Source organism: Streptomyces sp. NPDC001717, from assembly GCF_042892775.1.
GTDB lineage: Bacteria > Actinomycetota > Actinomycetes > Streptomycetales > Streptomycetaceae > Streptomyces.
This window is the reverse complement of record NZ_JBIAUK010000012.1, coordinates 24493-50742: the sequence shown is the minus strand read 5'-3', so window position 1 is coordinate 50742 and position 26250 is coordinate 24493. Positions and strand designations below refer to the sequence as shown.

Annotated in this window: 23 protein-coding genes; 21 read left to right on the top strand and 2 right to left on the bottom strand. The window is 71.3% G+C overall.

The window, feature by feature from the left end:
- The first annotated feature begins 246 nt into the window (after nucleotides 1-246).
- From ACFYZL_RS20530 to ACFYZL_RS20495, 8 genes are all read left to right on the top strand, one after another.
- Nucleotides 247-1242, top strand: coding sequence for an ABC transporter permease (locus ACFYZL_RS20530; protein ID WP_384595513.1), 996 nt, complete (start codon nucleotides 247-249; stop codon nucleotides 1240-1242).
- A gap of 90 nt (nucleotides 1243-1332) precedes the next feature.
- Nucleotides 1333-3108: an ABC transporter substrate-binding protein gene (locus tag ACFYZL_RS20525; protein WP_388680660.1), complete on the top strand. Its 1776-nt coding sequence runs from the start codon at nucleotides 1333-1335 to the stop codon at nucleotides 3106-3108.
- 143 nt (nucleotides 3109-3251) lie between these two features.
- Complete coding sequence (locus tag ACFYZL_RS20520) at nucleotides 3252-4250, top strand: ABC transporter permease (RefSeq protein ID WP_384753057.1); 999 nt, start codon at nucleotides 3252-3254, stop codon at nucleotides 4248-4250.
- Entirely contained in the window at nucleotides 4247-5347 is a 1101-nt protein-coding gene (locus ACFYZL_RS20515; protein WP_388680656.1) for an ABC transporter ATP-binding protein, read from the top strand. Before ACFYZL_RS20520 ends, ACFYZL_RS20515 begins: the two co-directional genes overlap by 4 nt.
- Before the next feature lie 38 nt (nucleotides 5348-5385).
- On the top strand, nucleotides 5386-6474 hold the full coding sequence (locus ACFYZL_RS20510; RefSeq protein WP_384753072.1) for an ABC transporter ATP-binding protein: 1089 nt from the start codon (nucleotides 5386-5388) through the stop codon (nucleotides 6472-6474).
- A 411-nt stretch (nucleotides 6475-6885) separates the two neighbouring features.
- Complete coding sequence (locus tag ACFYZL_RS20505) at nucleotides 6886-7542, top strand: trimeric intracellular cation channel family protein (RefSeq protein WP_384753062.1); 657 nt, start codon at nucleotides 6886-6888, stop codon at nucleotides 7540-7542.
- Nucleotides 7543-7601: 59 nt separating this feature from the next.
- Nucleotides 7602-8462, top strand: coding sequence for a thioesterase family protein (locus ACFYZL_RS20500; RefSeq protein WP_384753064.1), 861 nt, complete (start codon nucleotides 7602-7604; stop codon nucleotides 8460-8462).
- A gap of 237 nt (nucleotides 8463-8699) precedes the next feature.
- The gene (locus ACFYZL_RS20495) at nucleotides 8700-9863 is read left to right on the top strand and encodes a cysteine desulfurase family protein (protein ID WP_384753609.1); all 1164 of its coding nucleotides are present in this window, start codon (nucleotides 8700-8702) and stop codon (nucleotides 9861-9863) included.
- 11 nt (nucleotides 9864-9874) lie between these two features.
- Here ACFYZL_RS20495 and ACFYZL_RS20490 read toward each other — a convergent pair whose 3' ends face one another.
- Nucleotides 9875-10543 (bottom strand): N-acetylmuramoyl-L-alanine amidase, encoded by a 669-nt coding sequence (locus ACFYZL_RS20490; RefSeq protein WP_384753611.1) that lies wholly within the window; start codon nucleotides 10541-10543, stop codon nucleotides 9875-9877.
- 68 nt (nucleotides 10544-10611) lie between these two features.
- Here ACFYZL_RS20490 and mnmA point away from each other — a divergent pair, with 68 nt between their 5' ends.
- Both mnmA and ACFYZL_RS20480 read left to right on the top strand, forming a co-directional pair.
- Complete coding sequence (gene mnmA, locus ACFYZL_RS20485) at nucleotides 10612-11748, top strand: tRNA 2-thiouridine(34) synthase MnmA (RefSeq protein WP_384594881.1); 1137 nt, start codon at nucleotides 10612-10614, stop codon at nucleotides 11746-11748.
- Between the two features lie 108 nt (nucleotides 11749-11856).
- Nucleotides 11857-12348, top strand: a complete 492-nt coding sequence (locus ACFYZL_RS20480) for a CAP domain-containing protein (RefSeq protein ID WP_384753614.1) — start codon at nucleotides 11857-11859, stop codon at nucleotides 12346-12348.
- Between the two features lie 21 nt (nucleotides 12349-12369).
- Here the strand turns inward: ACFYZL_RS20480 and ACFYZL_RS20475 are convergent, their stop codons facing one another.
- The gene (locus ACFYZL_RS20475; protein ID WP_388680649.1) at nucleotides 12370-13293 is read right to left on the bottom strand and encodes an NADP-dependent oxidoreductase; all 924 of its coding nucleotides are present in this window, start codon (nucleotides 13291-13293) and stop codon (nucleotides 12370-12372) included.
- Between the two features lie 126 nt (nucleotides 13294-13419).
- Between ACFYZL_RS20475 and ACFYZL_RS20470 the strand changes: the two genes are divergently transcribed.
- The 11 genes from ACFYZL_RS20470 to gatB all read left to right on the top strand — a co-directional run bounded on the left by ACFYZL_RS20470 (nucleotide 13420) and on the right by gatB (nucleotide 26183).
- Nucleotides 13420-14478: a GlxA family transcriptional regulator gene (locus ACFYZL_RS20470; protein WP_388680646.1), complete on the top strand. Its 1059-nt coding sequence runs from the start codon at nucleotides 13420-13422 to the stop codon at nucleotides 14476-14478.
- A gap of 51 nt (nucleotides 14479-14529) precedes the next feature.
- The gene (locus ACFYZL_RS20465; RefSeq protein WP_384594870.1) at nucleotides 14530-14874 is read left to right on the top strand and encodes a DUF1330 domain-containing protein; all 345 of its coding nucleotides are present in this window, start codon (nucleotides 14530-14532) and stop codon (nucleotides 14872-14874) included.
- 2 nt (nucleotides 14875-14876) lie between these two features.
- On the top strand, nucleotides 14877-15821 hold the full coding sequence (locus ACFYZL_RS20460; RefSeq protein ID WP_384753620.1) for a hypothetical protein: 945 nt from the start codon (nucleotides 14877-14879) through the stop codon (nucleotides 15819-15821).
- A 30-nt stretch (nucleotides 15822-15851) separates the two neighbouring features.
- Nucleotides 15852-16541: an SDR family oxidoreductase gene (locus ACFYZL_RS20455; protein ID WP_384753623.1), complete on the top strand. Its 690-nt coding sequence runs from the start codon at nucleotides 15852-15854 to the stop codon at nucleotides 16539-16541.
- The gene (locus ACFYZL_RS20450) at nucleotides 16538-17521 is read left to right on the top strand and encodes a methionine synthase (protein WP_388680641.1); all 984 of its coding nucleotides are present in this window, start codon (nucleotides 16538-16540) and stop codon (nucleotides 17519-17521) included. Before ACFYZL_RS20455 ends, ACFYZL_RS20450 begins: the two co-directional genes overlap by 4 nt.
- A 30-nt stretch (nucleotides 17522-17551) precedes the next feature.
- A complete protein-coding gene (ligA, locus tag ACFYZL_RS20445; protein ID WP_384753628.1) occupies nucleotides 17552-19750 on the top strand; it encodes an NAD-dependent DNA ligase LigA in 2199 nt (732 codons plus the stop codon).
- A gap of 370 nt (nucleotides 19751-20120) precedes the next feature.
- Nucleotides 20121-22301 (top strand): putative bifunctional diguanylate cyclase/phosphodiesterase, encoded by a 2181-nt coding sequence (locus ACFYZL_RS20440; RefSeq protein WP_384753631.1) that lies wholly within the window; start codon nucleotides 20121-20123, stop codon nucleotides 22299-22301.
- 313 nt (nucleotides 22302-22614) lie between these two features.
- Nucleotides 22615-22911: an Asp-tRNA(Asn)/Glu-tRNA(Gln) amidotransferase subunit GatC gene (gene gatC / locus ACFYZL_RS20435; protein WP_376662368.1), complete on the top strand. Its 297-nt coding sequence runs from the start codon at nucleotides 22615-22617 to the stop codon at nucleotides 22909-22911.
- A 5-nt stretch (nucleotides 22912-22916) separates the two neighbouring features.
- A complete protein-coding gene (gene gatA, locus ACFYZL_RS20430) occupies nucleotides 22917-24413 on the top strand; it encodes an Asp-tRNA(Asn)/Glu-tRNA(Gln) amidotransferase subunit GatA (RefSeq protein WP_384753634.1) in 1497 nt (498 codons plus the stop codon).
- Nucleotides 24410-24655, top strand: coding sequence for a hypothetical protein (locus ACFYZL_RS20425; RefSeq protein ID WP_384753637.1), 246 nt, complete (start codon nucleotides 24410-24412; stop codon nucleotides 24653-24655). The genes gatA and ACFYZL_RS20425 overlap by 4 nt, the downstream gene beginning before the upstream one ends.
- A gap of 16 nt (nucleotides 24656-24671) precedes the next feature.
- Nucleotides 24672-26183 (top strand): Asp-tRNA(Asn)/Glu-tRNA(Gln) amidotransferase subunit GatB, encoded by a 1512-nt coding sequence (gatB, locus tag ACFYZL_RS20420; protein WP_388680635.1) that lies wholly within the window; start codon nucleotides 24672-24674, stop codon nucleotides 26181-26183.
- Nucleotides 26184-26250: the final 67 nt, after the last annotated feature.

The following is a 26250-nucleotide window of genomic DNA, read 5'->3' as shown; positions in this document are numbered from 1 at the left end:
GGATAACGGAAGGTGTAGCCGCAGATCACGGTTGCGCATCACATCCCCGACGGGTCTGGCGGCCGATCGAGACGCCGTTGAAGACTCCCCCCACCGAAGGCAGGTCAGTCCCGCAACCACCAGCTCTTCACGTGCACTTCAGGCGCATTTCGCGCCAATCGCACCATCAGCGACGCCGATAGAACCAAGCCGCCACAGCGGCGGGCATGGGCCGGCCACAGTCGGCCGAGAGGGGTCCCCACCACGATGACGGCACCACTGCACGACACCAGCGCGGCCGAGCCCGCAGCCGTGGCCGCCCCGGAAGTTCCGCAGAAGGCGATCGAGGGGCGCTCGCCGTGGCGGATCGCCTGGCTGCGCCTCAAGCGCGACAAGGTCGCCCTGGCCGGCGGTGTCGTCGTGCTCCTGCTGATCCTCGTCGCGATCTTCGCGCCGCTGATCGTCAAGGCCTTCGGCCACCCGCCGGAGGAGCTGCACGAGGACCTGCTGGACCCGTTGCTCGGCCTGCCGGCCGGCGACTGGGGCGGCATGAACGGCGACTTCCTGCTGGGCATCGAGCCGGTCAACGGCCGCGACGTCTTCAGCCGGATCGTCTACGGCGCCCGGATCTCGCTGCTGGTGGCCTTCCTGTCCGCCTTCGTGGCGGTCTCGCTGGGCACCGTCTTCGGCATCATCGCCGGATACTTCGGCGGTTGGGTCGACGCGGCCATCAGCCGCGTCATGGACCTGCTGCTGGCCTTCCCGCAGCTGCTCTTCATCATCGCGCTGATCTCGGTGGTCCCCAGCAAGCTGTGGGGCTTCGAGGGATCGGGCCTGCGCATCGCGGTGCTGGTGCTCGTCATCGGCTTCTTCGGGTGGCCGTACATCGGCCGCATCGTCCGCGGGCAGACCCTGTCGCTGCGCGAACGCGAGTACGTCGAAGCGGCCCGGAGCCTCGGCGCCGGCCGCGGGTACATCCTCTTCCGCGAACTGCTTCCGAACCTGGTGGCGCCCATCACCGTCTACTCGACGCTGATGATCCCCACCAACGTGCTGACCGAGGCCGCCCTGAGCTTCCTCGGAGTCGGCGTCAAGCCGCCCACGCCGTCCTGGGGAGAGACCCTCTCCACGGCAGTGCGGACCTACGAGGACGATCCGCTCTTCATGATCTTCCCCGGCGTAGCGATCTTCATCACCGTGCTGGCCTTCAACCTCTTCGGCGACGGCGTCCGTGACGCCCTCGACCCCAAGGGTTCCCGCTAGCAGCCGCAGGGCGCACATCAGATCCCGGCTTCGAGTTTCGAGCCGTAAGTAACCAGTACACCGGAACTACAACGGAGGGTTGCGAGCATCGTGACTACCCATCGCACGTCGAAGCGCAGGCTTGCCGCTGGCACGGCCGTCGTGCTCGCGGCCATGCTCACCGCCACCGCCTGTGGCGGCAGCGACAAGAAGGACGACAAGCCCGCCGGCGCCGCAGGATTCAACGCGGGCATAGGCAAGATCGCCAACGCGTCGGACAAGAAGGGTGGCGAGCTCAAGTTCGTCGGCACCCAGGAAGCCGACTCGTGGGACCCGCAGCGCGGTTACTACGGCTTCATGTGGGACTTCTCCCGCTACTACGCGCGTCAGCTGGTCAGCTACAAGGCGGCCCCGGGTGAGCAGAGCACCGAGCTCATGCCCGACCTCGCCACCGCCAAGGCCGAGATCAGCGACGGCGGCAAGACCTACAAGTACACCCTCAAGGACAACGTGACCTGGGAGGACGGCTCGCCCGTCACCGCCCAGGACGTCAAGTACGGCATCGAGCGCACCTGGGCCCAGGACGTCATCTCCGGCGGCCCGGTCTACCTGATGCAGGTCCTCGACCCGAAGACCGAGTACCAGGGCCCGTACAAGGACACCGCCCCGGACAAGCTCGGCCTCAAGGCGATCGAGACCCCGGACGCGAAGACCATCATCTTCAAGCTCCCGGCGCCCAACGGTGACTTCGAGCAGATGCTGGCCATGCCGGCGGCGAGCCCGGTCAAGGCGGAGAAGGACACGGCGGCCAAGTACGGCCTGAAGCCCTTCTCCAACGGCCCGTACAAGATCGACTCGTACGAGCCCAACAAGAGCATGAAGCTCTCGCGCAACGACAAGTGGAAGCCCGAGTCGGACACCATCCGCAAGGCGCTCCCGGACTCCATCTCGGTCACGTTCATGGCGAACGCGGACGACATGGACAAGCGCCTGATGAACGGCGAGTTCGACCTGGACATCAACGCGACCGGCATCGGCCAGGCGGCCCGCGCCACCGCGCTGAAGGACCACAAGGACAACCTGGACAACGGCCAGACCGGCTTCATCCGGTACGCCGTCATGCCGACGACCGTCGCGCCGTTCGACAACGTCGAGTGCCGCAAGGCCGTCATCTACGCGGCCGACCACAAGTCCCTGCAGACCGCCCGCGGCGGCCCGCAGGCCGGTGGCGACATCGCCCCGAACATGCTCCCCGCCGGCATCAAGGGCTCCGACCCGTCGTACGACCCGTACGGTGTCCTGAAGAACGACGGCAAGCCGGACGCGGAGAAGGCCAAGGCCGCGCTGAAGGCCTGTGGCAAGGAGTCGGGCTTCAAGACCACGATCGCGGTCCGCAACAACAAGCCGGTCGAGGTCGCCACCGCCGTCTCGCTGCAGAACGCCCTGAAGCAGGTCGGCATCGAGGCCGACGTCGACCAGTTCGACGGCGCCCAGACCTCCGGCATCATCGGTTCGCCGAAGGTCGTCAAGGAGAAGAACTACGGCATCATCATCATGGGTTGGGGTGCCGACTTCCCGACCGGTCAGGGCTTCTCCCAGCCGCTGGTCGACGGCCGCTTCATCCTGCAGAGCGGTAACAACAACTTCTCCGAGCTGAACGACCCGGCGATCAACAAGCTGTTCGACGACGCCATCGCGGAGACCGACCCGGTCAAGGCCGGCGAGATCTACAAGCAGATGAACCAGAAGGTCTCCGAGTCCGCGGTCTACCTTCCCTTCGTCTACGACAAGACGATCACCTGGCGCTCCACCCGTCTGACGAACGCCTACACCTCGGACGCCTACAACGGTCGCTACGACTACGCGTCCCTCGGCGTCACCAAGTAACACCCGTCAGACCAGGCTCAGTTCCAGTTTCCAGTGTTCCAGTGCCACACCCGCTAGGCACGAAGGGCAGGTGATGGCCGCGGTACGGCTTGGGGGCGCTCTCCAGAAGGGGGCGCCCCCGGGCCGCAGCCAGGCCGAGCGCAGTGCTTGCATATCTCACCCGACGGATCTTCGCCGTCATCGTCATGCTGTTGGTCATCACACTGGTGACCTTCGGAATCTTCTTCCTCTTCCCGAAGCTGATCGGGACCGATCCGGCTCTGTACTTCGTCGGTAAGCAGTCCGACCCCGCCGCGATCGAGGGCATCCGGCAGAAGATGGGTCTCAACGACCCGATCCTCGTCCAGTTCGGCAAGTTCGTCGTCGGGCTGGTGGCGGGTCGTACGTACGCCAACGGCTCCGACGTCACGCAATGCGCCGCGCCCTGCTTCGGCTACTCCTTCAAGACCGAGCAGGAGGTCTGGCCGCTGCTGCTGGACTGGCTGCCGGTCACCCTCTCCCTCGCCGCCGGCGCCGTCGTCATCTGGGTCATCGGCGGTGTCGCCACCGGCGTCGTCTCCGCGCTCAAGCGCGGCACGGTCCTGGACCGTTCGGCGATGGGCGTCGCCCTCGCCGGCGTCTCCCTCCCCATCTACTTCACGGGCATGCTCTTCATCGCCTTCTTCTCCGACCAGCTCGGCTGGTTCGGCAGGCCGGAGGCGACCTTCGCCGAGGATCCCGGCAAGTGGTTCAACGGCATGGTCCTGCCGTGGGTCTCGCTCGCCTTCCTCTACGCGGCGATGTACGCGCGGCTCACCCGCGCGACCATGCTCGAAGTCCTCAACGAGGACTACATCCGCACGGCCCGCGCCAAGGGCCTGACGGAACCGGTCGTCATCGGCAAGCACGCGATGCGTTCGACGATGACCCCGATCCTGACCGTCCTCGGCCTGGACCTCGGCGCCCTGATGGGCGGCGCGGTGCTCACCGAGTCCACGTTCTCGCTGCACGGCCTCGGCTACAGCGCCGTCCGTGCCATCAGCGACCACGACCTGCCGGTCATCCTCGGCATCACCCTGATCTCCGCCTTCTTCGTCGTCGCGGCGAACCTCATCGTTGACCTCATGTACGCGGTGATCGACCCCCGAGTGAGGCTGTCATGACCGAACTGACCAAGACCGGAGCTCTGAACGAGCCCGTCGGCGGCCCGGGGGAGCCCTCCGGCTCCTTCCTCGAGGTCCGTGACCTCAAGGTGCACTTCCCGACCGAGGACGGCCTGGTCAAGTCGGTCGACGGACTCTCCTTCTCGCTGGAGAAGGGCAAGACCCTCGGCATCGTGGGCGAGTCCGGCTCCGGCAAGTCCGTCACCTCGCTGGGCATCATGGGCCTGCACCGCGTGGGCCAGTACGGCCGCCAGCGGGCGCAGATCTCCGGCGAGATCTGGCTCAACGGCAAGGAACTGCTCTCCGCCGACGAGGACGAGGTGCGCAGGCTGCGCGGCCGGGAGATCGCGATGATCTTCCAGGACCCGCTGTCCGCGATGCACCCGTACTTCACCATCGGCAAGCAGATCGCCGAGGCCTACCGGGTCCACAACAAGGTCGACAAGAAGGTCGCCCGCACGCGTGCGGTCGAGCTGCTCGACCGCGTGGGCATCCCCGAGCCGCACAAGCGGGTCGACAGCTACCCGCACGAGTTCTCCGGCGGCATGCGCCAGCGCGCGATGATCGCGATGGCGCTGGTCAACAACCCCGAACTGCTCATCGCGGACGAGCCGACGACCGCCCTGGACGTCACCGTCCAGGCCCAGATCCTCGACCTCATCCGGGATCTGCAGAAGGAGTTCGGCTCCGCGGTCATCATGATCACGCACGACCTGGGCGTGGTCGCCGAGATGGCCGACGAACTCCTCGTGATGTACGGCGGCCGGTGCGTCGAGCGGGGCACCGCCGAGAAGGTCTTCTACGAGCCCCGCCACCCGTACACCTGGGGCCTGCTGGGCTCGATGCCGCGCATCGACCGCGAGCAGACCGAGCGCCTCATCCCGGTCAAGGGCTCGCCGCCCAGCCTGATCAACATCCCGAGCGGCTGCGCCTTCAACCCCCGCTGCCCGTACGCCGACGTACCCAAGGGCAACGTGACCCGCACGGTCCGGCCGGAGCTGGTCGAGGAGGACGGCAGCCGCCACTGGTCCGCCTGCCACATGTCGGCGGAGGAGCGGACCCGGATCTGGACCGAAGAGATTGCGCCGAAGCTGTGACCGACACGCCTGACAAGAAGAAGACGGCCACCGCGTCCATCCCGGCGCAGGCCACCGACTCTCCCGACGCCGTCGCCACCCCCGAGGTGCTGCTCAAGGTCACCGGGCTGACGAAGCACTTCCCGATCACCAAGGGACTGCTGCGCAGGCAGGCCGGCGCGGTCAAGGCCGTCGACGGCATCGACTTCGACGTCCGGCGCGGCGAGACCCTCGGTGTCGTCGGCGAGTCCGGCTGCGGCAAGTCCACCATGGGCCGGCTGATCACGCGGCTGCTCGAACCGACCGGTGGCACCGTCGAGTTCGAGGGCAAGGACATCACGCACCTGGGTGTGGCGGGCATGCGCCCGATGCGCCGCGACGTGCAGATGATCTTCCAGGACCCGTACGGCTCCCTGAACCCGCGCCACACGGTGGGCACCATCGTCAGCGCGCCGTTCAAGCTCCAGGGGGTCACCCCGGAGGGCGGCCTCAAGGCGGAGGTCCAGCGCCTCCTCTCCCTGGTGGGCCTCAACCCGGAGCACTACAACCGCTACCCGCACGAGTTCTCCGGCGGCCAGCGCCAGCGCATCGGCATCGCCCGCGCGCTGGCCCTGAAGCCGAAGCTGGTCGTGGCCGACGAGCCCGTCTCGGCCCTGGACGTCTCCATCCAGGCCCAGGTGGTCAACCTGCTGGACGACCTCCAGGAGGAGCTCGGCCTCACGTACGTGATCATCGCGCACGACCTGTCGGTCATCCGGCACGTGTCGGACCGCATCGCGGTGATGTACCTCGGCAAGATCGTCGAGCTGGCCGACAACAAGTCGCTGTACGACGCGCCGATGCACCCGTACACGACGGCCCTGATGTCGGCGGTGCCGGTCCCGGACCCGCGCCGGCGCGGTGCGAAGAGCGGCCGCATCCTGCTCAAGGGCGACGTGCCGTCGCCGATCTCGCCACCGAGCGGATGCCGCTTCCACACGCGGTGCTGGAAGGCGACGCAGATCTGCACGACGCAGGAGCCGCCGCTGGTGGCCCTGAAGACGGGCCACCAGGTGGCCTGCCACCACCCGGAGAACGCCCCCGACCAGGCCCCGGGCGACAAGCCCCTGCCGGGAGCGGCGGACGCGGTGGACACGCCGTCGGTGTAGCGGCCGAACCCCGGCGGGGCCGGGCCAACCCCCGACCTCGCCGGTCCCGCCGCGCGGTGCCCGTTCGGCCTCGCCGGTTCCGGTGCGCGCCGTGCTCCGGCCGCCACGGTCCTTCCGCCGCGCGGCGCCGGGGCTCCCGTCGCTCCGCCCTCTGCCCGGGGCTTTCGGCCTCGGCCGGGGCGGGGGAAATCCAGCCCCTCCAGGGGGCACCTCCCAGCGGTAGCCGGGGGAGTTTGAGGAGCGGGTCCGGGCAGAGCCCGGCAGCGGCGCCGCACCGGACCGCATCGGGCAGCTCGATCCAGCCCCGGCAGCCCGTGAGGCGCGCGGGTTCGGGGCAGCTCCCCGGCGGCGCCGACCGGTACGGGGCGGGCCCCGGCACCCCCCCGCCCCCCGTCGGGCGACAATGGCCCGGTGCCCCACGATCTCTTCCCGGCGGGGATCCAGCATGCCCTGGACCTCGCCGGCATCTTCGTCTTCGCCACCGCCGGCGCCCTGCTCGCAGTCCGCAAGAACTTCGACGTCTTCGGCATCGCGGTCCTCGCCCTGGTCACCGCCCTCGGCGGTGGCCTCTTCCGCGACCTCGTCATCGGTGCCGTCCCCCCGGCAGCCTTCGGTGAGCTCAGCTTCTTCATCACCCCGCTCGTCGCCGCCGGCATCGTCTACTTCCTGCACCCCGAGGTCCAGCGGATCAACCGGGCCATCAACGTCTTCGACGCGGCCGGCCTCGGCCTGTTCTGCGTGACGGGCACGACCAAGGCGTACGGGTTCGGCCTCGGCCTCACCGCGTCCGCCGCGCTGGGCGTGGCGACCGCCGTCGGCGGCGGCGTCCTGCGCGACGTGCTCGTCAACGAGGTGCCCTCGCTGCTGCGCGACCGCGAGATGTACGCCGTCCCAGCCCTCGTCGGTGCCTCGATGGTCGCCCTCTGCATCCGTTTCGAGGCCCTCAACGCCGTCACCACCGGCCTGGCGATCGTCACCACGTTCGTCCTGCGGCTGCTCGCGATGCGCTATCACTGGCGGGCCCCGCTGGCCTGGAACCGCCGCTCGTCCGTGGCCGAAGAGCCGTAGCCAAACCGGGCGGCCAACAAAGCTACCGCTTAGTAGCAAGCCGGTGTACCGTCGTTTTCATGTCACATGCAGCTGCCAAGGCAACCATCGGCGACAGCGAGTTCGACCGCGACACCACCGTCACCGCCCGCGCGGACGAGCCCGGGGTGTACGACGCGGAACTCTCCGCCGGCTGGACGATCATCACCGCCGTCAACGGCGGCTACCTGCTGGCCCTGGTGGGCCGGGCCCTGTCGGCGGCCCTCCCGCACCCGGACCCGTTCACCGTCTCGGCGCACTACCTGACCTCCTCGGTGCCCGGCCCCGCCGTGATCCGCACGCAGGTCGTCCGCGTCGGCCGCACCCTCTCCACCGGCCAGGCCTCGCTGTTCCAGTTCGACGAGAACGGCGCCGAGGTGGAGCGCATCCGCGTCCTCGCCTCCTACGGCGACCTCGCCTCGCTCCCCGAGGACGTCCGTACGACCGCCACCGCGCCCGTGATGCCCGCGTACGAGGACTGCCTCGGCGCCGAGGCGGGCTCGGCCCCGATCCCCGGCAGTTCGGCGATCGTCGACCGGCTCCGGCTGCGCCTGGACCCGGCGACGGCGGGCTGGGCCGTCGGCGCGCCCTCCGGCAAGGGCGAGATGCGGGCCTGGTTCGAGCTGGCCGACGGCCGCGACGCCGATCCGCTGTCCATGCTCCTCGCGGTGGACGCGCTGCCGCCGACCGTCTTCGACCTGGGCCTGATCGGCTGGGCCCCCACGGTGGAGCTCACCACCCACATCCGCCGCCGCCCCGCCCCCGGCCCCCTCCGGGTGTCGATCGCCACCCGGAACCTGGCCGGAGGCCTGCTGGAGGAGGACGCCGAGGTCTGGGACTCCGAGAACCACCTGGTCGCCCAGTCCCGCCAACTGGCCCGAGCCCCCCGCCGGCCGAAGTAAAGGCCCGCCGGCGTTCGAGGCGCGGGGTCCGGGGCGGAGCCCCGAAGCATTGCAGCCCGTCCGGCGTTTGAGGACCGGGTCCGGGGCGGAGTCCCGGGAAACGGAGAAAGGGCGGGGCGGAGACCGGCTCCGCGCAGCGGCCCCCGCACCGGCCGAGCCCCCCACCCGCCCGCCCGGCAGGGCCAAGGTCCCGCCGGGCGCGAGCGCCCCCGACGCGACTCGTAGAATCGGGGGATCATGGCCTACCTCGACCACGCCGCAACCACCCCGATGCTGCCGGAGGCCGCCGCGGCGATGACCGCGCAGTTCTCCGCGACGGGGAACGCGTCCTCCCTCCACGCCGCCGGCCGCCGGGCCCGCCGTACCGTCGAGGAGGCCCGCGAGGCCTTCGCCGAGGCGATCGGCGCACGCCCGAGCGAGGTGGTCTTCACCGCCGGCGGCACCGAGGCCGACAACCTCGCCGTCAAGGGCCTCTACTGGGCCCGGCGCGACGCCGACCCCGCCCGCACCCGGGTCCTCGCCAGCCCCGTCGAGCACCACGCCGTGCTCGACGCCGTCCACTGGCTCGCCGAGCACGAGGGCGCGCAGGTCGAGTACCTGCCCGTGGACCGCCACGGCCGCGTGCACCCCGAGGTCCTCCGCGAAGCCGTCGAGCGCAACCCCGAGGACGTGGCCCTGGCCACCGTCATGTGGGCCAACAACGAGATCGGCACCGTCATGCCGGTCCGCGAACTGGCCGACGTCGCGGGGGAGTACGGGATCCCCCTGCATTCCGACGCCGTCCAGGCCTTCGGGCAGCTCGACGTCCGGTTCGGCGACAGCGGTCTCGCCGCGTTGACCGTCAGCGGCCACAAGATCGGCGGCCCCTACGGCATCGGCGCCCTGCTCCTCGGCCGCGACCAGACCCCCGTGCCCGTCCTGCACGGCGGCGGCCAGGAGCGGCACGTGCGTTCCGGGACCCTCGACGTGCCCGCCATCGCCTCCTTCGCGGTCGCGGCCGTACTCGCCGCCGAACGGCGCGAGCGCTTCGCCGCCGAGATCGGCGCCCTGCGCGACGAACTCGTCGCCGCCGTCCTCGCGGCCGTGCCGGACGCCGTCCTCGGGGGCGATCCCGACGACCGGCTCCCCGCCAACGCCCACTTCAGCTTCCCCGGCTGCGAGGGCGACTCCCTGTTGCTGCTGCTCGACGCCCAGGGCATCGAGTGCTCCACCGGTTCGGCCTGCACCGCCGGCGTGGCCCAGCCCAGCCACGTCCTGCTGGCCACCGGCACCGACCCGAAACTCGCCCGCGGCACCCTGCGCTTCTCCCTGGGCCACACCTCCACCAAGGAGGACGTGGCGGCCCTGGCCGCGGCCATCGGCCCGGCCGTGGAACGCGCCCGAACGGCGGGCCTCAGCTGACTCCCCGGGTCCTACGACGGTATGTGTGACCGCACGAGCGCGATGTACCTGCCCCAGTCCCAGTTCGGGCCCGGATCCGTGTGGTCGGCGCCCGGGACCTCGGAGTGGCCCAGGATGTGCTTGCGGTCCGCCGGTATGCCGTAGCGGCGGCAGATGTCGGCCGCGAGCACGGCGGACGCCTCGTACATCGCGTCCGTGAAGTCCTTCGGCCGGTCCACGAAGCCGACGTGCTCGATGCCGACGCTGCGCTCGTTCATCGAGCGGCTGCCCGAGTGGAACGCGACGTCGAGCTCGCGCACCATCTGCTCCACATGGCCGTCCCCGCGCACGATGTAGTGCGCCGAGGCCTTGTGCCACGGGTTCTTGAAGGCGTCCACCGAGGACTCGAAGCCGCCCTGCGTGACGTGCACGACGATCCGGTCCACCCGGTAGTCGTCCGGCCGGTCCGCCATCCGCCAGTTCGCCGGCGAGGCCGCCGTCCAGCTCGCGCCCGCGTGGTCGAGCTCGCCCTCCTTGCGCGGCTTGGCCACCCCCGGAACCAGCCACCAGCCCCGGCGGATCTCGTCCCGCCCGGCGATCGCCGCCACCGTGAAGATCCCGAGCCCCCCGAACAGCACCGCCCTGCGCGTCCTGCCCGTGCCCGGCGCCTTCTTCACCTCGCCGTTTCCCTGCTTCCCCATGTGATGCACCCCCCACAGCCGTTAACGTGGCGTGACCCCTTGCGGTTCCCCGTACCCTGGACGGTGCTATGACTGAGAACCTGCCGCGCACCGCCCGCCCCCTCCGCGTCCTGGCCGCCATGTCCGGCGGAGTGGACTCCGCCGTCGCCGCCGCCCGCGCGGTCGAAGCCGGGCACGACGTGACCGGCGTCCACCTGGCGCTCTCCGCGAACCCGCAGTCCTTCCGGACCGGCGCCCGCGGCTGCTGCACCATCGAGGACTCCCGCGACGCCCGCCGCGCGGCCGACGTCATCGGCATCCCCTTCTACTGCTGGGACCTCGCCGACCGCTTCCGCGAGGACGTGGTGGAGGACTTCATCTCCGAGTACGAGGCCGGGCGCACTCCCAACCCCTGCCTGCGCTGCAACGAGAAGATCAAGTTCGCGGCGCTGCTCGACAAGGCCCTCGCCCTCGGCTTCGACGCCGTCTGCACCGGCCACTACGCGACCATCGTGGAGAACGAGGACGGCACGCGGGAGATGCACCGCGCCTCGGACATCGCCAAGGACCAGTCGTACGTCCTCGGCGTCCTCGACGAGAAGCAGCTGGCCCACGCCCTCTTCCCGCTCGGCGACACGGTCACCACCAAGGACGAGATCCGCGCCGAGGCCGAGCGCCGGGGCCTCGCCGTGGCGAAGAAGCCCGACAGCCACGACATCTGCTTCATCGCCGACGGCGACACCCAGGGCTTCCTCGCCAAGCGCCTCGGCAAGGCCGAGGGCGACATCGTCGACGAGGCGACGGGCGAGAAGGTCGGCACCCACGACGGCGCCTTCGGTTTCACCATCGGGCAGCGCAAGGGCCTGCGCATCGGCCACCCCGCCCCCGACGGCAAGCCGCGCTACGTCCTCGACATCTCCCCGGTGAACAACACCGTCACCGTCGGCCCCGCCGAGGCCCTCGACGTCACCGCCCTGACCGCGATCCGCCCCCGCTGGTGCGGCTCCACGGCCGCCGCCCCGGGCACGTACACCGCCCAGCTGCGCGCCCACGGCGGCGAGACCGAGGTCTTCGCCGAGCTCGTTGACGGCGAGCTGCACGTCTCCTTCACCGAGCCGGTCCGGGGCGTGGCCCCCGGCCAGGCGATCGTGCTGTACGACGGCACGCGCGTGGTCGGCTCCGCCACCATCGCCACCACGCGGCGGGCGGCGGCCGCCGCGCTCTGACCTGCACCGAGTGCGGGCCGCGGGTGGCGCGCCCAGACTCGGAGGTGGAAGTGGGGGGCGCCGGGGAGCGGAGGGGGTCCATCCCCGGTCCTACCGCCAAGGGGAATCATGAAGACGAGAACCCGTTCGCTCCGCCGCGTCTGTGTCGCCGCCTGCGCGATCCCACTGCTGTTCTCCGGTGTCGCCGCGGGCACGGCGTCCGCCGCCGCACCCGCGGTCGCCACCCAGACGTCGGCGAGCGAGATCCTCGCGCTCGTCAACGCCGAGCGGGCCAAGGCCAACTGCGAGCCGCTGGTCGAGAACGCCAAGCTCACCCAGGCCGCGCAGGGGCACGCCGAGGACATGGCACGCAACAACCTCACCGGGCACACGGGCTCCGACGGCTCGAACGAGGAGGCACGGCTCGCCAAGGTCGGCTACCAGTGGAGCGCATGGGCCGAGAACGTCTCCGGCCCGGGCTACCCGGACTCCAAGGCCCACGTCGACGGCTGGATGAACAGCGCCGGCCACAAGGGCAACATCCTGAACTGCAACTTCACCGAGACGGGCATCGGAGTCTCCGGCGACCGCGCCGTCCAGATGTTCGCGAGGCCCATGTGACCTCGCCCGAGCCCCGGGCCGTCAGGCCACGGTGAGGACGATCTTGCCGGTGGTGCGGCCCAGCTCGCCGATCTCGTGGGCCCTGGCCGCCTCTTCCAGCGGCAGCACCGTGTCGACCAGCGGGCGGAGCAGCCCCTTGTCGGCCAGCGCCGCGATCTCCTCCAGCCCCTTGAGGTCGGGCTCCACCAGCACCCAGGAGGCCCGCACGGCCCCCGGGTCGGCCGGCAGGCCGTCCGGACCGGGCAGGGTGATCAGGTGCCCGCCCGGCTTCAGGACCTTCAGCGAGCGCTGCCCGTGGTCCCCGCCGAGGGCGTCGATCACGACGTCCACGTCCGTGACGGCGTCCTCGAAGTCGGTGGAGCGGTAGTCGATCACCTCGTCGGCGCCGAGGTCCCGGAGCACGTCGTGCTTGCCCGCGCTCGCGGTGCCGATCACGTACGCGCCCCGGGCCTTGGCGATCTGCACGGCCAGGTGGCCGACGCCGCCCGCCGCCGCGTGGACCAGGACCCGCTGTCCGGCCGAGACCCCGGCCGTGTCCACCAGCGCCTGCCAGGCGGTCAGCGCCGCCAGCGGCAGCGCGGCCGCCCGTACGTGGTCCAGCGAGGCGGGCTTGCGGGCGAAGTGCCGGGCCGGGCCCACCACGTACTCGGCGTAGCCGCCGGCCTGGCGGGGGAAGCTCGGCATTCCGTACACCTCGTCGCCCGGCGCGTAGAGGGTCACGCCGGGGCCCACCGCCTCCACCGTGCCCGAGACGTCCCAGCCGACGATCGGGACCTCGCCCCAGGCGATCAGGCCCCCGCTGCCCCGCGTCTTCCAGTCGACCGGGTTCACGCCGGCCGCGTGGACGCGCACCAGGATCTCGTTCAGGCCCGGCTCGGGCCGCTCGATCTCCCGCTCGACCAGGGTCTCGGGGCCGCCCCACTCGCTCACGACGATCGCGCGCATGTCTGTTCTCCTCGTTCCGTTCGGCTGTGTCGGCACCGGAGCCTTCCCCGGCGACACGTCCCAGATTCGGGCAGCGCGGCACCCGGCGGTGTTGGCCGAATGGCCACTATGTGACAGGATCTGGCCATGGGTGAAATCAGCGAAATGGGTGAGATGCGTACGGCGGCCGCGACCGGCGGGCAGGACCGGCACCGGATCGCGGTGCTCGCCCTGCCCGGCTTCCCCCCGTTCGAGCTGGGCATCCCCTCCCGCGTCTTCGGCAGCGCCGTCGACGAGGCCGGCGAGGCCCTGTACGAGGTGGTCGTCTGCACCGCCGACGGCCGTCCCGTGCTCAGCGACTCCGGGTTCACCCTCCAGCCCGCCGCCGGGCCCGAGGCCCTCGTCACCGCCGACACCGTGATCGTCCCGCCCACCCACGCCATGCCCGAGCTGGCCGACGGGGGCCCGCTGCCCCCCGAGGTCGCCGCGGCCATCGCGGGCATCCGCCCCGGCACCCGCCTGGTCTCGATCTGCTCCGGTTCCTATGTGCTCGCCGCCGCCGGACTCCTCGACGGCCGCCCCGCGACGACGCACTGGAACCTCGCCGCCGAGTTCCGCCGCGCCTACCCCCGGGTCCGCATCGACGAGGACGTCCTCTTCGTCGACGACGGCGACGTCCTGACCTCCGCCGGGGTCTCCGCCGGAGTCGACCTGTGCCTGCACCTGATCCGCCGCGACCACGGCGTCGCCGTCACCAACCGCGCCGCCCGCATGTGCGTCGTACCCCCCTGGCGCGACGGCGGCCAGGCCCAGTACATCGACCGGCCCGTCCCGGAGCCCACCGTCGCCACCACGACCGCCACCCGCGCCTGGGCCCTGGACCACCTCGACGAACCGCTGACCCTCGCCGAGCTCGCCGCCCACGCCCGGATGAGCCTGCGCACCTTCACCCGGCGCTTCCGCGACGAGGTCGGCATGACCCCGGTCCAGTGGCTCACCGGTCAACGCCTCGAAGCCGCACGCCACTTGCTGGAGACCACGGACCTCTCCGTCGACCTGGTCGCGCACCGGTCCGGGTTCGGCTCCGGCAACTCCCTGCGCCAGCACATGCGTACCGCCTTCGGCGTTTCGCCGATCGGCTACCGGCGCACCTTCCGGGCCAGGGACATGACCTCGGAGGTCATCGCCACCGCGGCCCTTCCTTGACAAGATCGGATCAACGAGCCGATCGAACAAGGAACTTGTGGAGGCACTGTCATGACCGCGTACGCCATCGCCCACATACGCCCCGAGACGATGAACGAGGAGATCCTCGACTACATCGAGCGGGTCCAGTCCACCATGGACCCCTTCGAGGGCCGCTTCCTCGTCCACGGCAAGGAGGTCGAGGTCATGGAGGGCCCCTTCCCCGGCACGATCGTCATGATCGGCTTCCCGGACATCGAGCACGCCCGCGCCTGGTACGCCTCCGACGCCTACCAGGAGATCCTCCCGCAGCGCACCCGCCACATCCCGGGCGAGGTCATCCTGGTCGAGGGCGTCCCGGCCGACTACGACGCCACGAAGTCGGCCGCGGCGCTGCGCGAAGCCGCGGGTCTCTGACGGTGGGCAACCGCGCCGTCTTCGTCATCGCCGGGCCCGAAGGCCACACCCGCCACCGCTCCTCCTTCGGAGCGGTGGACCTGGCACTCGACCTCCTCGGCGGGCCGGAGGCGGCGCTGCCCTTCATGCGCGAGCACGTCCGGGAGGAGGGCTGGTACCCCGACGACATGGTCGAGGCGGGCGTCCTCGCCGACCCGGCCCGCGGGCTCCTGCTGCTCTTCGCCTGGGAGGGGCCGACCGCCTCCCCGCGCACCCGGGCCGCCACCCTGGAGCTGCTGCGGAACGCCTGGCCCGGGTGGGAGGTGCGCTGGCTGTACGACGGCCAGCGCGGACTGCGCGCCCACCTCGGCCTCGGCCCGGAGGAGGAACCCGCCACCGTGTACCCCGGCCCGCCACTGGAGCCGGGCCACGAGGAGATCCTCGACCCCGACCCGATGGTGGCCGTGGTGACCACCGGGGACGGGCGCTGCCACGTCCTGGCCGACATCGAGGACCACCCCGTCGAGGAGGGACCCGATCTCCTGGACCGGCTCCGCGACGCCCCGGACCACGGGAGCCACCGGCTGGGCGCGGAGGCGGGGATCCACGTGGACGCGGAACGGCGCCGGGTCGGCTGGTGGCTGAACACGGCCCGGTCCCGTCCGGCCGCCTCGCGCTGGCCCGGCTGGACCGTGGAGTTCTGGGAGGACCACTGGCAAGAGCACCGGCGGGCCTCCGGCGGCCGCTTCGACCCGCCCGCACCGGACCGCGCCGCCGCGCTGGCCGCCGTACGGGACGAGGCGCTGGAGCGGTGGGCCGGGCCGCGCGGCGACGCACGGGCCCGGCTCGCGGCCGCGCACCCGCACATCGTGCTCGGCAGCGCCTTCGCCCCCGCCGTCGCGGCCGAACGGGCCGCCACCGCTCGGGCCGCGATCGAGGCCGCGTACCGAGAGGCCGCCGGGGGCTGACGGGCACCGGCGGGGTGCGAGCATGGCGGTATGGCTACTCACCTGATCACCGGTGCCGGCTCCGGCATCGGCGCCGCCGTCGCCGCCCGGCTGCACGCCCGCGGCGACGACCTCGTCCTGCTCGCCCGCGACGCCGCCCGGGGCAAGCAGCTCGTCGAGCGTTTCCCCGGCGCGCGGGCGCTCGTGGGCGACCTCTCCGACCCCGACCGGCTCTCCTGGGCCTTCTCCAAGCAGGCGATCCCGGAGCGCATCGACTCCCTCCTGCACATCGCGGGCATCGTCGACCTCGGCCCCGTCGGCGAGCTGCGGCCCAAGACCTGGCACCAGCAGCTCAACGTCAACCTGATCGCCCCCGCCGAGGTGACCCGGCTGCTGCTCCCCACCCTGCGCGCCTCCAAGGCCACCGTCGTCTTCGTGAACTCCGGAGCCGGTCTCACCGCCCACGCCGACTGGAGCGCGTACGCCGCCTCCAAGCACGGGCTCAAGGCCCTCGCCGACTCGCTGCGCGCGGAGGAGAAGCCCAACGGCATCCGCGTCACCTCCGTCTACCCGGGACGCACCGCCAGCCCCATGCAGGCCAAGGTGCACTCCCAGGAGGGCAAGGAGTACGACCCCGAGCGCTGGATCGACGCCGAGTCGGTGGCGACCACCATCGTCATGGCCGTCGACCTGCCCCGCGACGCGGAGGTCAACGACCTGACCGTCAGGCCCGGACGATGAGCGCGAGCGCCACCGGCGTCGGTTCGCTGCCCGGCGGCGACGCCCGCGAGGCCGCCAAGACCGCCACGGGTTCCTTCGAGGAGTTCCCGTACCTTCCCGAACTGCCCGCCCGGGGGCCCGGCGCCGACATGATCGGCCGCTCCCTCGGCCTGCTCGTCGACATGTACGCGCACGTCGAGCCCAGCGGCTGGCGGATCAGCGACCGCCCCGGACGCGACACCCGTCGGGCCCGGTCCTGGCTCGGGGAGGACCTCGACGCCCTGGAGGAGTTCACCCAGGGCTACACCGGCAGGCTCAAGGTCCAGGCGGTCGGGCCGTGGACGCTCGCCACCGCCCTGGAGCTGCACGGCGGCGAGGCCATGCTCCAGGACGCCGGAGCCTGCCGTGACCTGGCCGGATCGCTGGCCGAAGGCCTGCGCGAGCACCTGGCCGACGTACGCAAGCGGATCCCCGGGGCGGACGTCGTGCTCCAGGTCGACGAGCCCTCGCTGACGGCCGTACTGCTCGGGCGGGTGCGGTCCGCGAGCGGGTACCGGACCTACCGGGCCGTCGACCGGCAGGTCGTCGAAGGCGCGCTGCGGGACCTCTTCGCCGTGCACGACGGCGAGGTCGTCGTGCACTCCTGCGCCCCCGACGTCCCCTTCGGGCTGCTGCGCCGAGCCGGCGCCACGGGCGTGTCGTTCGATTTCTCGCTGCTCACCGAGCGCGAGGACGACGCCATCGGGGAGGCCGTCGAAAGCGGCGTGAAACTCTTCGCCGGAGTGGTGCCGGGCACCGACGGCCCGTTGTCGGACCCTGGCGGTAGCGTCATGGGTGTCAGGAAGCTTTGGCGCAGGCTGGGACTGGCCCCGGGGACTCTGGCGGAGTCCGTCGTGGTCACCCCGTCGTGCGGTCTGGCGGGCGCTTCACCCGCCTACGCCCGGGCGGCGCAGGCGCATTGCGTCAGGGCGGCGAGGTCGCTCGCCGACAACCCTGAGTGACGGTCGAGACGGGGCACGGGAGGACACGGCATGGCAGCCGAACAGCAGGACACGGCAGTACCGGCGGCGGTGCGTGAGCAGCACCAGCTGCTCGCCGAGCAGGTCGAGGAGCACCGCTTCCGGTACTACGTGAACGACCAGCCGGTCGTCAGCGACGCCGAGTTCGACAAGCTGCTGCGCTCGCTGGAGGCGCTGGAGGAGCAGTACCCCGAGCTGCGCACCCCCGACTCGCCCACCCAGAAGGTGGCCGGGGCGTACGAGACGGACTTCGCCTCGGTCGAGCACCGGGAGCGGATGCTCTCCCTCGACAACGCCTTCGACGACGAGGAACTGTCCGCCTGGGCCGACCGGGTCGCCCGGGACGTGAACACCCCGGACTTCCACTACCTGTGCGAGCTCAAGGTGGACGGCCTCGCCGTCAACCTCACCTACGAGAACGGCCGTCTCACCCGGGCCGCCACCCGCGGCGACGGCCGCACCGGCGAGGACATCACGCCCAACGTCCGCACCATCGCGGACATCCCGGACCGGCTGAAGGGCGACCGGATCCCGGCCCTCGTCGAGATCCGCGGCGAGGTCTACTTCCCGATGGAGAAGTTCGAGGAGCTCAACGCCCGTCTCGTGGCGGCCGAGGGCAAGCCCTTCGCCAACCCGCGCAACGCGGCGGCCGGTTCGCTGCGGCAGAAGGACCCCAAGGTCACCGCGAGCCGCCCGCTGCACATGGTCGTCCACGGCATCGGCGCCCGCGAGGGCTTCGAGATCGAGCGCCAGTCCCAGGCGTACGAACTGCTCCACGAGTGGGGCCTGCCCACCGCCCAGCACAACAGCGTGGTCTCCTCGCTCGCCGAAGTCCGCGATTTCATCGCCCACTTCGGCGAGAACCGGCACTCGGTGGAGCACGAGATCGACGGCGTGGTCGTCAAGCTCGACGAGATCGCCCTCCAGGGCCGGCTCGGCTCCACCGCACGCGCCCCGCGCTGGGCGATCGCGTGGAAGTACGCCCCCGAAGAGGTCAACACCAAGCTGATCGACATCAAGGTCGGCGTCGGTCGCACCGGTCGCGTCACCCCGTACGCGCAGGTCGAGCCGGTGACGGTGGCCGGCTCCGAGGTCGAGTTCGCGACCCTGCACAACCAGGAGGTCGTCAAGGCCAAGGGCGTGCTCATCGGGGACACCGTCGTGCTGCGCAAGGCGGGCGACGTCATCCCCGAGATCCTCGGGCCGGTGGTCGACCTGCGCGACGGCAGCGAGCGCGAGTTCGTCATGCCCGCCCAGTGCCCCGAGTGCGGGACGGAACTGCGGCCGATGAAGGAAGGGGACATCGACGTCCGGTGCCCCAACGCGCAGACCTGCCCCGCCCAGCTGCGCGAACGGGTCTTCTACCTGGCAGGCCGCCAGAGCCTGGACATCGAGAACTTCGGCATGGTGGCGGCCGCCGCCCTCACCGGGCCGCTGGAGCCGGCCCGGCCGCCCATGCTGGACGAGGGCGACCTCTTCGGCCTCACCATCGAGGACCTCCTGCCCATCAAGGCGTACGTCCTCGACTCCGACAGCGGACTGCCCAAGCGGGATCCGAAGACCGGCGAGGAGAAGATCGTCACGGTCTTCGCCAACCAGAAGGGCGAGCCGAAGAAGAACGCCCTGGCGATGCTGGAGAACATCGCGGCCGCCAAGGAACGCCCGCTCGCCCGGATCATCAACGGCCTGTCGATCCGTCACGTCGGCCCGGTCGCGGCCGAGGCGCTCGCCCGCGAGTTCCGGTCCATCGAGCGCATCGAGCAGGCCACCGAGGAGGAGCTCACCGCCACCGACGGGGTCGGCGCGATCATCGCGGCCTCCCTCAAGGAATGGTTCGCCGTCGACTGGCACCGGGAGATCCTGCGCAAGTGGCGCGAGGCCGGCGTCCGGATGGAGGAGGAAGGTTCCGCCGAGGAGACCGGTCCCCGCCCGTTGGAGGGGCTGACCGTCGTCGTCACCGGCACTTTGCAGAGCCACACCCGGGACGGCGCCAAGGAGGCCCTGCAGAACCTCGGCGCCAAGGTGACCGGATCAGTCTCGAAGAAGACCTCCTTCGTCGTCGTCGGGGACAACCCCGGCTCCAAGTACGACAAGGCCGTGCAGTTGAAGCTCTCCATCCTCGACGACGCCGGCTTCGCGGTACTCCTGGAACAGGGCCCGGACGCGGCGCGCGAAGCCGCCCTCCCGGTGGACGGCGGAGCCCCGGAGTAGTAAAGACGGAGTAGCGAAGGCGAACGGATGCATGGCGTGCGGCCGTACGGGCGGGCGCACGCCAGGCGCGAGTCCCGGTGGTAAACGGCTGGTACAAGGCTGGTCGCAGGGCGGTGACCTGTCGGATCATCGGATGGGTGAGCAGGGGGTCCCGGTCCAACCTCACCCGTTCGGCGGATACCGTACTGATGAGGATGACTGGGACGCATTCGGGCAACCACTGCCGACGGCTGCCCCTGAGAGCCTCCCGCGTCCTACTGTTGAGGGGTGCGCCAGTCGTGCACGGCAGCGGGACGCGATCCCGGCCGTGATGGCATGACATCGGGGCCATCGCGCGACATCGGCATCGCCGGCTGTGAGAGGGACGGGCATGAAACCCACCGAAAGCGCCGACCCGTCACCTGAATTCGGCGGGGAGATCCCGTCCATGCGGGCGGGCCGGCTCGGTGTCCTGGGTGCCAGGACACCGGAGACCCGACCGCTCGACACGGGTGTGGGCGGGCAGGGGCGGGGCAACGTGCTGCCCTTCCTCGTCGTGGGCCTCTCCGCCGTGCTCCTCGGCACGGGCATCGTCTCCGCCCTGACCGGCCGTCATGCACTGTTCCCCGGCGGCTCGGTCGGCTGGGCCCTCGCCCTGCTGACCGGCATCATCGTCGGCCACCTCGTCGCCCTCGGCCGAGACCGCTGGTGGGGCGGCACCGGATCGGGCGCCGCCCTCACCCTCGGCGTCCTCCTCCTCTACGGATGGGTTCCGGCCGGACTGGTCTCCCTCGCCGTGGTCTCGCTGGTCGGGGCCGCGCGCCGACACCGGTGGCGGCAGGGGCTGCTGCACGGCTCGGTCGACGTCCTCGGCATCGGCGCGGGAGCCCTCGTACTCTCCGCCTTCGGTGAGCGGCCGTCCGTCGAGACCCCCTGGAAGCCCACCGGCTGGGGGCTCGAAGCGGTCCCCGAGGTGATCCTCGTCGCCCTCGCCTACCTGCTCGTCACCCGCGTCGTGCTGTGGGCCGCACTCGCCCCGCGCGGCGGCGGTCTGCCCACCGTCGCCCGTACCGCCCTGCTCCGCCAGGCCCTGGTCGCCGTCGCGCTGCTCGGCATCGCGCCGCTGATCTGCGCCGTCGCGGTCACCCAGCCGGTGCTGCTGCCGCTGTTCGCCGTACCGCTGATCGCGCTGGACTCCACCCTGTGGATCGCCCGGGCGCGCGCCGAGGAACAGCTGCGGGACCCGCTGACCGGGTTGCCGAACCGGCAGTGGCTGCTGGAGCGGGCCTGGACCGCCCTGGACGAGGCTGAACGTTTGGGCACCCGGGCGGCCCTCGTGCTGATCGACCTGGACCGCTTCCGCGCCGTCAACGACACCCTCGGCCACCTCGCGGGCGACCGGCTCCTCCTCCAGATCGCCGAACGGCTGCGCCAGGCCCTGCCCGAGGACGCCGAGGCGGCCCGGCTCGGCGGCGACGAGTTCGCGGTCCTGCTCCCCACCACCGACTCCACCACCAGCGCCCAGCGGATCGCCCGCCACCTGGTGGCCGAGCTCAGCTCCCCCCTCGACCTGGACGGCCTCACCCTCGTCCTGGAGGCCAGCGCCGGCCTCGCCGTCTTCCCCGACCACGCGCTCGACGCGGAGGGGCTGCTGCGGCGCGCGGACGTGGCGATGTACCAGGCCAAGCGCGACCGCACCGGCGTGGAGGTGTACGAGTCCAAGCGGGACAGCAACACCCCCGACCGCCTCGGCCTCCTCGGCGACCTGCGCCGCGCCCTGGACGCGGGCGAAGTGGAACTCCACTACCAGCCGAAGGTCCGCTTCGACGGCCAGGTGGCCGGGCTCGAAGCCCTGGTCCGCTGGGTCCACCCGGAACGCGGCCGGGTACCCCCCGACGAGTTCATCGCCATCGCCGAGACCTCCGGCCTGATGCCGCACCTGACGGAGTACGTCCTGGAGACGGCCCTCGCCCAGGTCGCCCGGTGGCGCGCGCAGGGCCTGAAGGTCCCCGTCGCCGTCAACGTCTCGCCGCGCGACGTCCACACCCCCGGCTTCGCCGGCGCGGTGGCGGCGCGACTCGCCCGGCACGGCGTGCCCGCGAGCGGGCTCCAGCTGGAAATAACGGAACACGTCCTGCTGGAAGACCCCCAGCGGGCGGCCGACACCATGGCGGGCCTGACCGGGCACGGCGTGAAGATGTCCCTGGACGACTTCGGCACCGGCTACTCCTCCCTGGTCCACCTCCGGAGGCTGCCGGTCAGCGAGCTGAAGATCGACCGCTCTTTCGTCGGCCGCCTCGCCGTGGACGCCCAGGACGCGGAGATCGTGCGCTGCACGGTGGACCTGGCCCATTCCCTCGGCCTCCTGGTGGTCGCCGAGGGCGTGGAGGACGACGAGACGTGGGAGCGCCTGCGGGACCTGGGCTGCGACGCGGTCCAGGGCTGGCTGGTGGCGGCCGCCATGCCGCCGCAGGAGGCCACGGCCTGGCTCCTGGCCCGCGGCGAACGCGGCTGGCGCCGCCCGGCCGACATCACGGCGGAACTGGCCGCCGCGGAGGCCGACGCCGTCTGACTCCCGTCGGGGTCGGCCCGGCCGTACGGGCGCGGCGCCGCCGCTGGGGCGCTGCCCCGGACCCCGCGCCTCAACCGCCGGCGGGGCTGGAGCGTGCCCGCCCCGGGCAGGATCGCCCGGAGGGCGATTCCGGCCCCGCCGGCGCTTGAGGCGCCGCCGGAGGCAAAGCCGGCCTCTCCGGCGTTTGAGGAGCGGGGTCGGGGGCGGAGCCCCGGATCGGCGGGCCGGGGGTAACCGTTTCGCGGGGCAGGGGCCGGGCCCCATAGGATTGGGCCCGAAACCTACACACTCAAAACCCCCAGAGGATCGCTGCATGCCTGGCATCACGCGCGAGGAGGTCGCCCACCTCGCTCGGCTGGCACGTCTGGAGCTCAAGGCCGAAGAGCTGGACCACTTCGCCGGACAGCTCGACGACATCATCGGCGCGGTCGCCCGCGTATCCGAGGTCGCCGACCGAGACGTACCGCCGACCTCCCACCCGCTGCCGCTGACGAACGTCATGCGCGCGGACGAGGTCCGTCCTTCGCTCACCCCCGAGCAGGCGCTCTCCGGCGCTCCCGCCCAGGAGCAGCAGCGTTTCAAGGTGCCGCAGATCCTGGGGGAGGACTAACAGCCATGACCGACCACATCATCAAGCTCACGGCAGCCCAGACCGCCGAGAAGATCGCCTCCGGCGAGCTCACGGCGGTCGAGGTCACCGAGGCCCACCTGGCCCGCATCGACGCGACCGACGAGAAGGTCAACGCCTTCCTGCACGTCGACCGCGAGGGCGCCCTCGCCCAGGCCGCGGCCGTCGACGCCAAGCGCGAGCGCGGCGAGAAGCTCGGCCCGCTGGCCGGCGTCCCCCTCGCCCTCAAGGACATCTTCACCACCGTCGGGGTCCCGACCACCGTCGGCTCGAAGATCCTCGAAGGCTGGATCCCGCCCTACGACGCCACCTTGACGCGCAAGCTCAAGGAAGCCGACGTCGTCATCCTCGGCAAGACCAACATGGACGAGTTCGCCATGGGGTCCTCCACCGAGAACAGCGCGTACGGCCCGACCGGCAACCCCTGGGACCTCACCCGGATCCCCGGCGGCTCCGGCGGCGGCTCCGCGGCCGCGCTGGCCGCCTTCCAGGCCCCGCTCGCCATCGGCACGGACACCGGCGGCTCCATCCGCCAGCCCGCCGCCGTCACCGGCACCGTCGGCGTCAAGCCCACCTACGGCGGCGTCTCCCGCTACGGCATGGTGGCCTTCTCGTCCTCCCTCGACCAGGGCGGCCCCTGCGCCCGTACGGTCCTGGACGCGGCCCTCCTCCACGAGGTCATCGCGGGCCACGACCCGATGGACTCCACCTCCATCGACGCCCCGGTCCCGCCGGTCGTCGAGGCGGCCCGGAGCGGCTCCGTCGCCGGCATGCGCGTCGGTGTGGTCAAGCAGTTCACGGGCGAGGGCTTCCAGGCCGGTGTCGTGCAGCGCTTCAACGAGTCGGTGGAGCTCCTCAAGGAGCTCGGCGCCGAGATCGTCGAGCTGGACTGCCCGTCCTTCTCCCTCGCCATGGCCGCGTACTACCTGATCGCGCCGTCCGAGTGCTCCTCGAACCTCGCCCGCTTCGACGCCATGCGCTACGGCCTGCGGGTCGGCGACGACGGCACCAAGTCCGCCGAGGACGTCACCGCCCTGACCCGCGAAGCCGGCTTCGGCGACGAGGTCAAGCGCCGCATCATCCTCGGCACGTACGCGCTCAGCTCCGGCTACTACGACGCGTACTACGGCTCCGCCCAGAAGGTCCGCACCCTCATCTCGCAGGACTTCGAGAAGTCCTTCGAGAAGGTCGACGTGATCGTCTCCCCGACGACCCCGACCACCGCCTTCCCCATCGGCGAGCGCACCGACGACCCGCTCGCCATGTACCTCGCGGACATTTGCACCATCCCGACCAACCTGGCCGGCAACTCCGCCATGTCGCTGCCCTGCGGCCTGGCCCCGGAGGACGGTCTCCCGGTCGGACTGCAGATCATTGCCCCGGCGATGAAGGACGACCGCCTCTACAAGGTGGGCGCGGCCGTCGAGGCCGCCTTCGTCGAACGCTGGGGCCACCCGCTGCTCGAGGAGGCACCGTCGCTGTGAGTTCCAGTGCACTGACCAAGGCCAAGGGCTTCAAGAAGTCCAAGACCGGCACCTACCTGTCGATGGGCACCACCGCCTTCGGCGCGATCAGCGTGATGAAGCAGGTCAAGAAGGCCCGCGCCGAGCACGACACGCTGAAGCTGGTCGACGCCGTCGTGTCCGCCGCCGCCATCGTCACCGGCCTCGCGATCCTGTACCGCGAGCTGAAGCGCCTGGGCGACGACGACGTCCTGCTGGGCTGAGAGGGAAAGTTTCACCGTGACCACCTTCACCGAACTGCTGTCGTACGACGCGGCGCTCGCGACGTACGACCCCGTCATGGGCCTGGAGGTCCATGTCGAGCTCGGCACCCGGACCAAGATGTTCTGCGGCTGCTCGACCGAGCTGGGCGCCGAGCCCAACTCGCAGACCTGCCCGGTCTGCCTGGGCCTGCCCGGCGCGCTCCCGGTCGTCAACGCGATCGGCATCGAGTCCGCCATCAAGATCGGTCTCGCGCTGAACTGCGAGATCGCCGAGTGGTGCCGCTTCGCCCGGAAGAATTACTTCTATCCGGACATGCCGAAGAACTTCCAGACCTCCCAGTACGACGAGCCGATCGCCTACAACGGCTACCTGGACGTCCAGCTGGAGGACGGCGAGATCTTCCGCGTGGAGATCGAGCGCGCCCACATGGAGGAGGACACCGGCAAGTCGCTGCACGTCGGCGGCGCCACCGGCCGTATCCACGGAGCGTCCCACTCCCTGCTGGACTACAACCGCGCCGGCATCCCGCTCATCGAGATCGTCACCAAGCCGATCGAGGGCGCGGGCGAGCGGGCCCCCGAGGTCGCCAAGGCGTACGTCGCCGAGCTGCGCGAGGTCATCAAGGCGCTCGGCGTCTCCGAGGCCCGCATGGACAAGGGCCAGATGCGCTGCGACGTGAACCTGTCGCTGCGCCCGAACGGCACCAAGGAATTCGGCACCCGCTCGGAGACGAAGAACGTCAACTCGCTGCGCTCCGTCGAGCGCGCGGCGCGCTTCGAGATCCAGCGCCACGCGGCCGTCCTGCAGTCCGGCGGCTCGATCGTGCAGGAGACCCGGCACTTCCACGAGGAGGACGGCTCCACCACGGCCGGCCGCATCAAGGACAACGCCGAGGACTACCGCTACTTCCCGGAGCCCGACCTGGTGCCCGTGGCCCCCGCCCGTGAGTGGGTCGAGGAGCTGCGCGCCGGTCTGCCCGAGATGCCGCGCGTGCGCCGCAACCGCCTCCGCGAGGAGTGGGGCGTGAACGAGCACGACATGCAGTCGATCCTCAACGCGGGCGCGGTGGACTCCATCGTCGCCACCATCGAGGAGGGCGCCGACTCGGCCGCCGCCCGCAAGTGGTGGATGGGCGAGCTCGCCCGCAACGCCAACGAGCAGGGCGTCTCGGTCGACGAGCTGCCGATCACCCCGGCCCAGGTGGCCCGGGTCGCGGCCCTCGTCGCGGACGGCTCGCTCAACGACAAGCTGGCCCGCCAGGTCATCGAGGGCGTCCTCGCCGGCGAGGGCACCCCGGACGAGGTCGTCGACAAGCGCGGCCTGAAGGTCGTCTCGGACGAGGGCGCGCTGGGCGCGGCCGTGGACGAGGCCATCGCGGGCAACGCGGCCATCGCGGACAAGATCCGCGGCGGCAAGGTCGCCGCCGTCGGCGCCCTGGTCGGCGCGGTCATGAAGACCACCCGCGGCCAGGCCGACGCGGCGCGCGTCAAGGAGCTCATCCTGGAGCGCCTGGGCGTCTCGGAGTAGTCTCCGCGTTCGTCACACGACGGCCCCGCACCGGATTCCCGGTGCGGGGCCGTTCGCCGTCCGGCGG

What these genes read in the sequence shown, in the direction of transcription:
- ACFYZL_RS20530 (WP_384595513.1), top strand. Translation starts at nt 247, where the DNA reads ATGACGGCACCACTGCACGACACCAGCGCGGCCGAGCCCGCAGCCGTG.
- ACFYZL_RS20515 (WP_388680656.1), top strand. Translation starts at nt 4,247, where the DNA reads ATGACCGAACTGACCAAGACCGGAGCTCTGAACGAGCCCGTCGGCGGC.
- ACFYZL_RS20500 (WP_384753064.1), top strand. Translation starts at nt 7,602, where the DNA reads ATGTCACATGCAGCTGCCAAGGCAACCATCGGCGACAGCGAGTTCGAC.
- ACFYZL_RS20495 (WP_384753609.1), top strand. Translation starts at nt 8,700, where the DNA reads ATGGCCTACCTCGACCACGCCGCAACCACCCCGATGCTGCCGGAGGCC.
- ACFYZL_RS20490 (WP_384753611.1), bottom strand. Translation starts at nt 10,543, where the DNA reads ATGGGGAAGCAGGGAAACGGCGAGGTGAAGAAGGCGCCGGGCACGGGC.
- mnmA (WP_384594881.1), top strand. Translation starts at nt 10,612, where the DNA reads ATGACTGAGAACCTGCCGCGCACCGCCCGCCCCCTCCGCGTCCTGGCC.
- ACFYZL_RS20480 (WP_384753614.1), top strand. Translation starts at nt 11,857, where the DNA reads ATGAAGACGAGAACCCGTTCGCTCCGCCGCGTCTGTGTCGCCGCCTGC.
- ACFYZL_RS20475 (WP_388680649.1), bottom strand. Translation starts at nt 13,293, where the DNA reads ATGCGCGCGATCGTCGTGAGCGAGTGGGGCGGCCCCGAGACCCTGGTC.
- ACFYZL_RS20470 (WP_388680646.1), top strand. Translation starts at nt 13,420, where the DNA reads ATGGGTGAAATCAGCGAAATGGGTGAGATGCGTACGGCGGCCGCGACC.
- ACFYZL_RS20465 (WP_384594870.1), top strand. Translation starts at nt 14,530, where the DNA reads ATGACCGCGTACGCCATCGCCCACATACGCCCCGAGACGATGAACGAG.
- ACFYZL_RS20455 (WP_384753623.1), top strand. Translation starts at nt 15,852, where the DNA reads ATGGCTACTCACCTGATCACCGGTGCCGGCTCCGGCATCGGCGCCGCC.
- ACFYZL_RS20450 (WP_388680641.1), top strand. Translation starts at nt 16,538, where the DNA reads ATGAGCGCGAGCGCCACCGGCGTCGGTTCGCTGCCCGGCGGCGACGCC.
- ligA (WP_384753628.1), top strand. Translation starts at nt 17,552, where the DNA reads ATGGCAGCCGAACAGCAGGACACGGCAGTACCGGCGGCGGTGCGTGAG.
- ACFYZL_RS20440 (WP_384753631.1), top strand. Translation starts at nt 20,121, where the DNA reads ATGAAACCCACCGAAAGCGCCGACCCGTCACCTGAATTCGGCGGGGAG.
- gatC (WP_376662368.1), top strand. Translation starts at nt 22,615, where the DNA reads ATGCCTGGCATCACGCGCGAGGAGGTCGCCCACCTCGCTCGGCTGGCA.
- gatA (WP_384753634.1), top strand. Translation starts at nt 22,917, where the DNA reads ATGACCGACCACATCATCAAGCTCACGGCAGCCCAGACCGCCGAGAAG.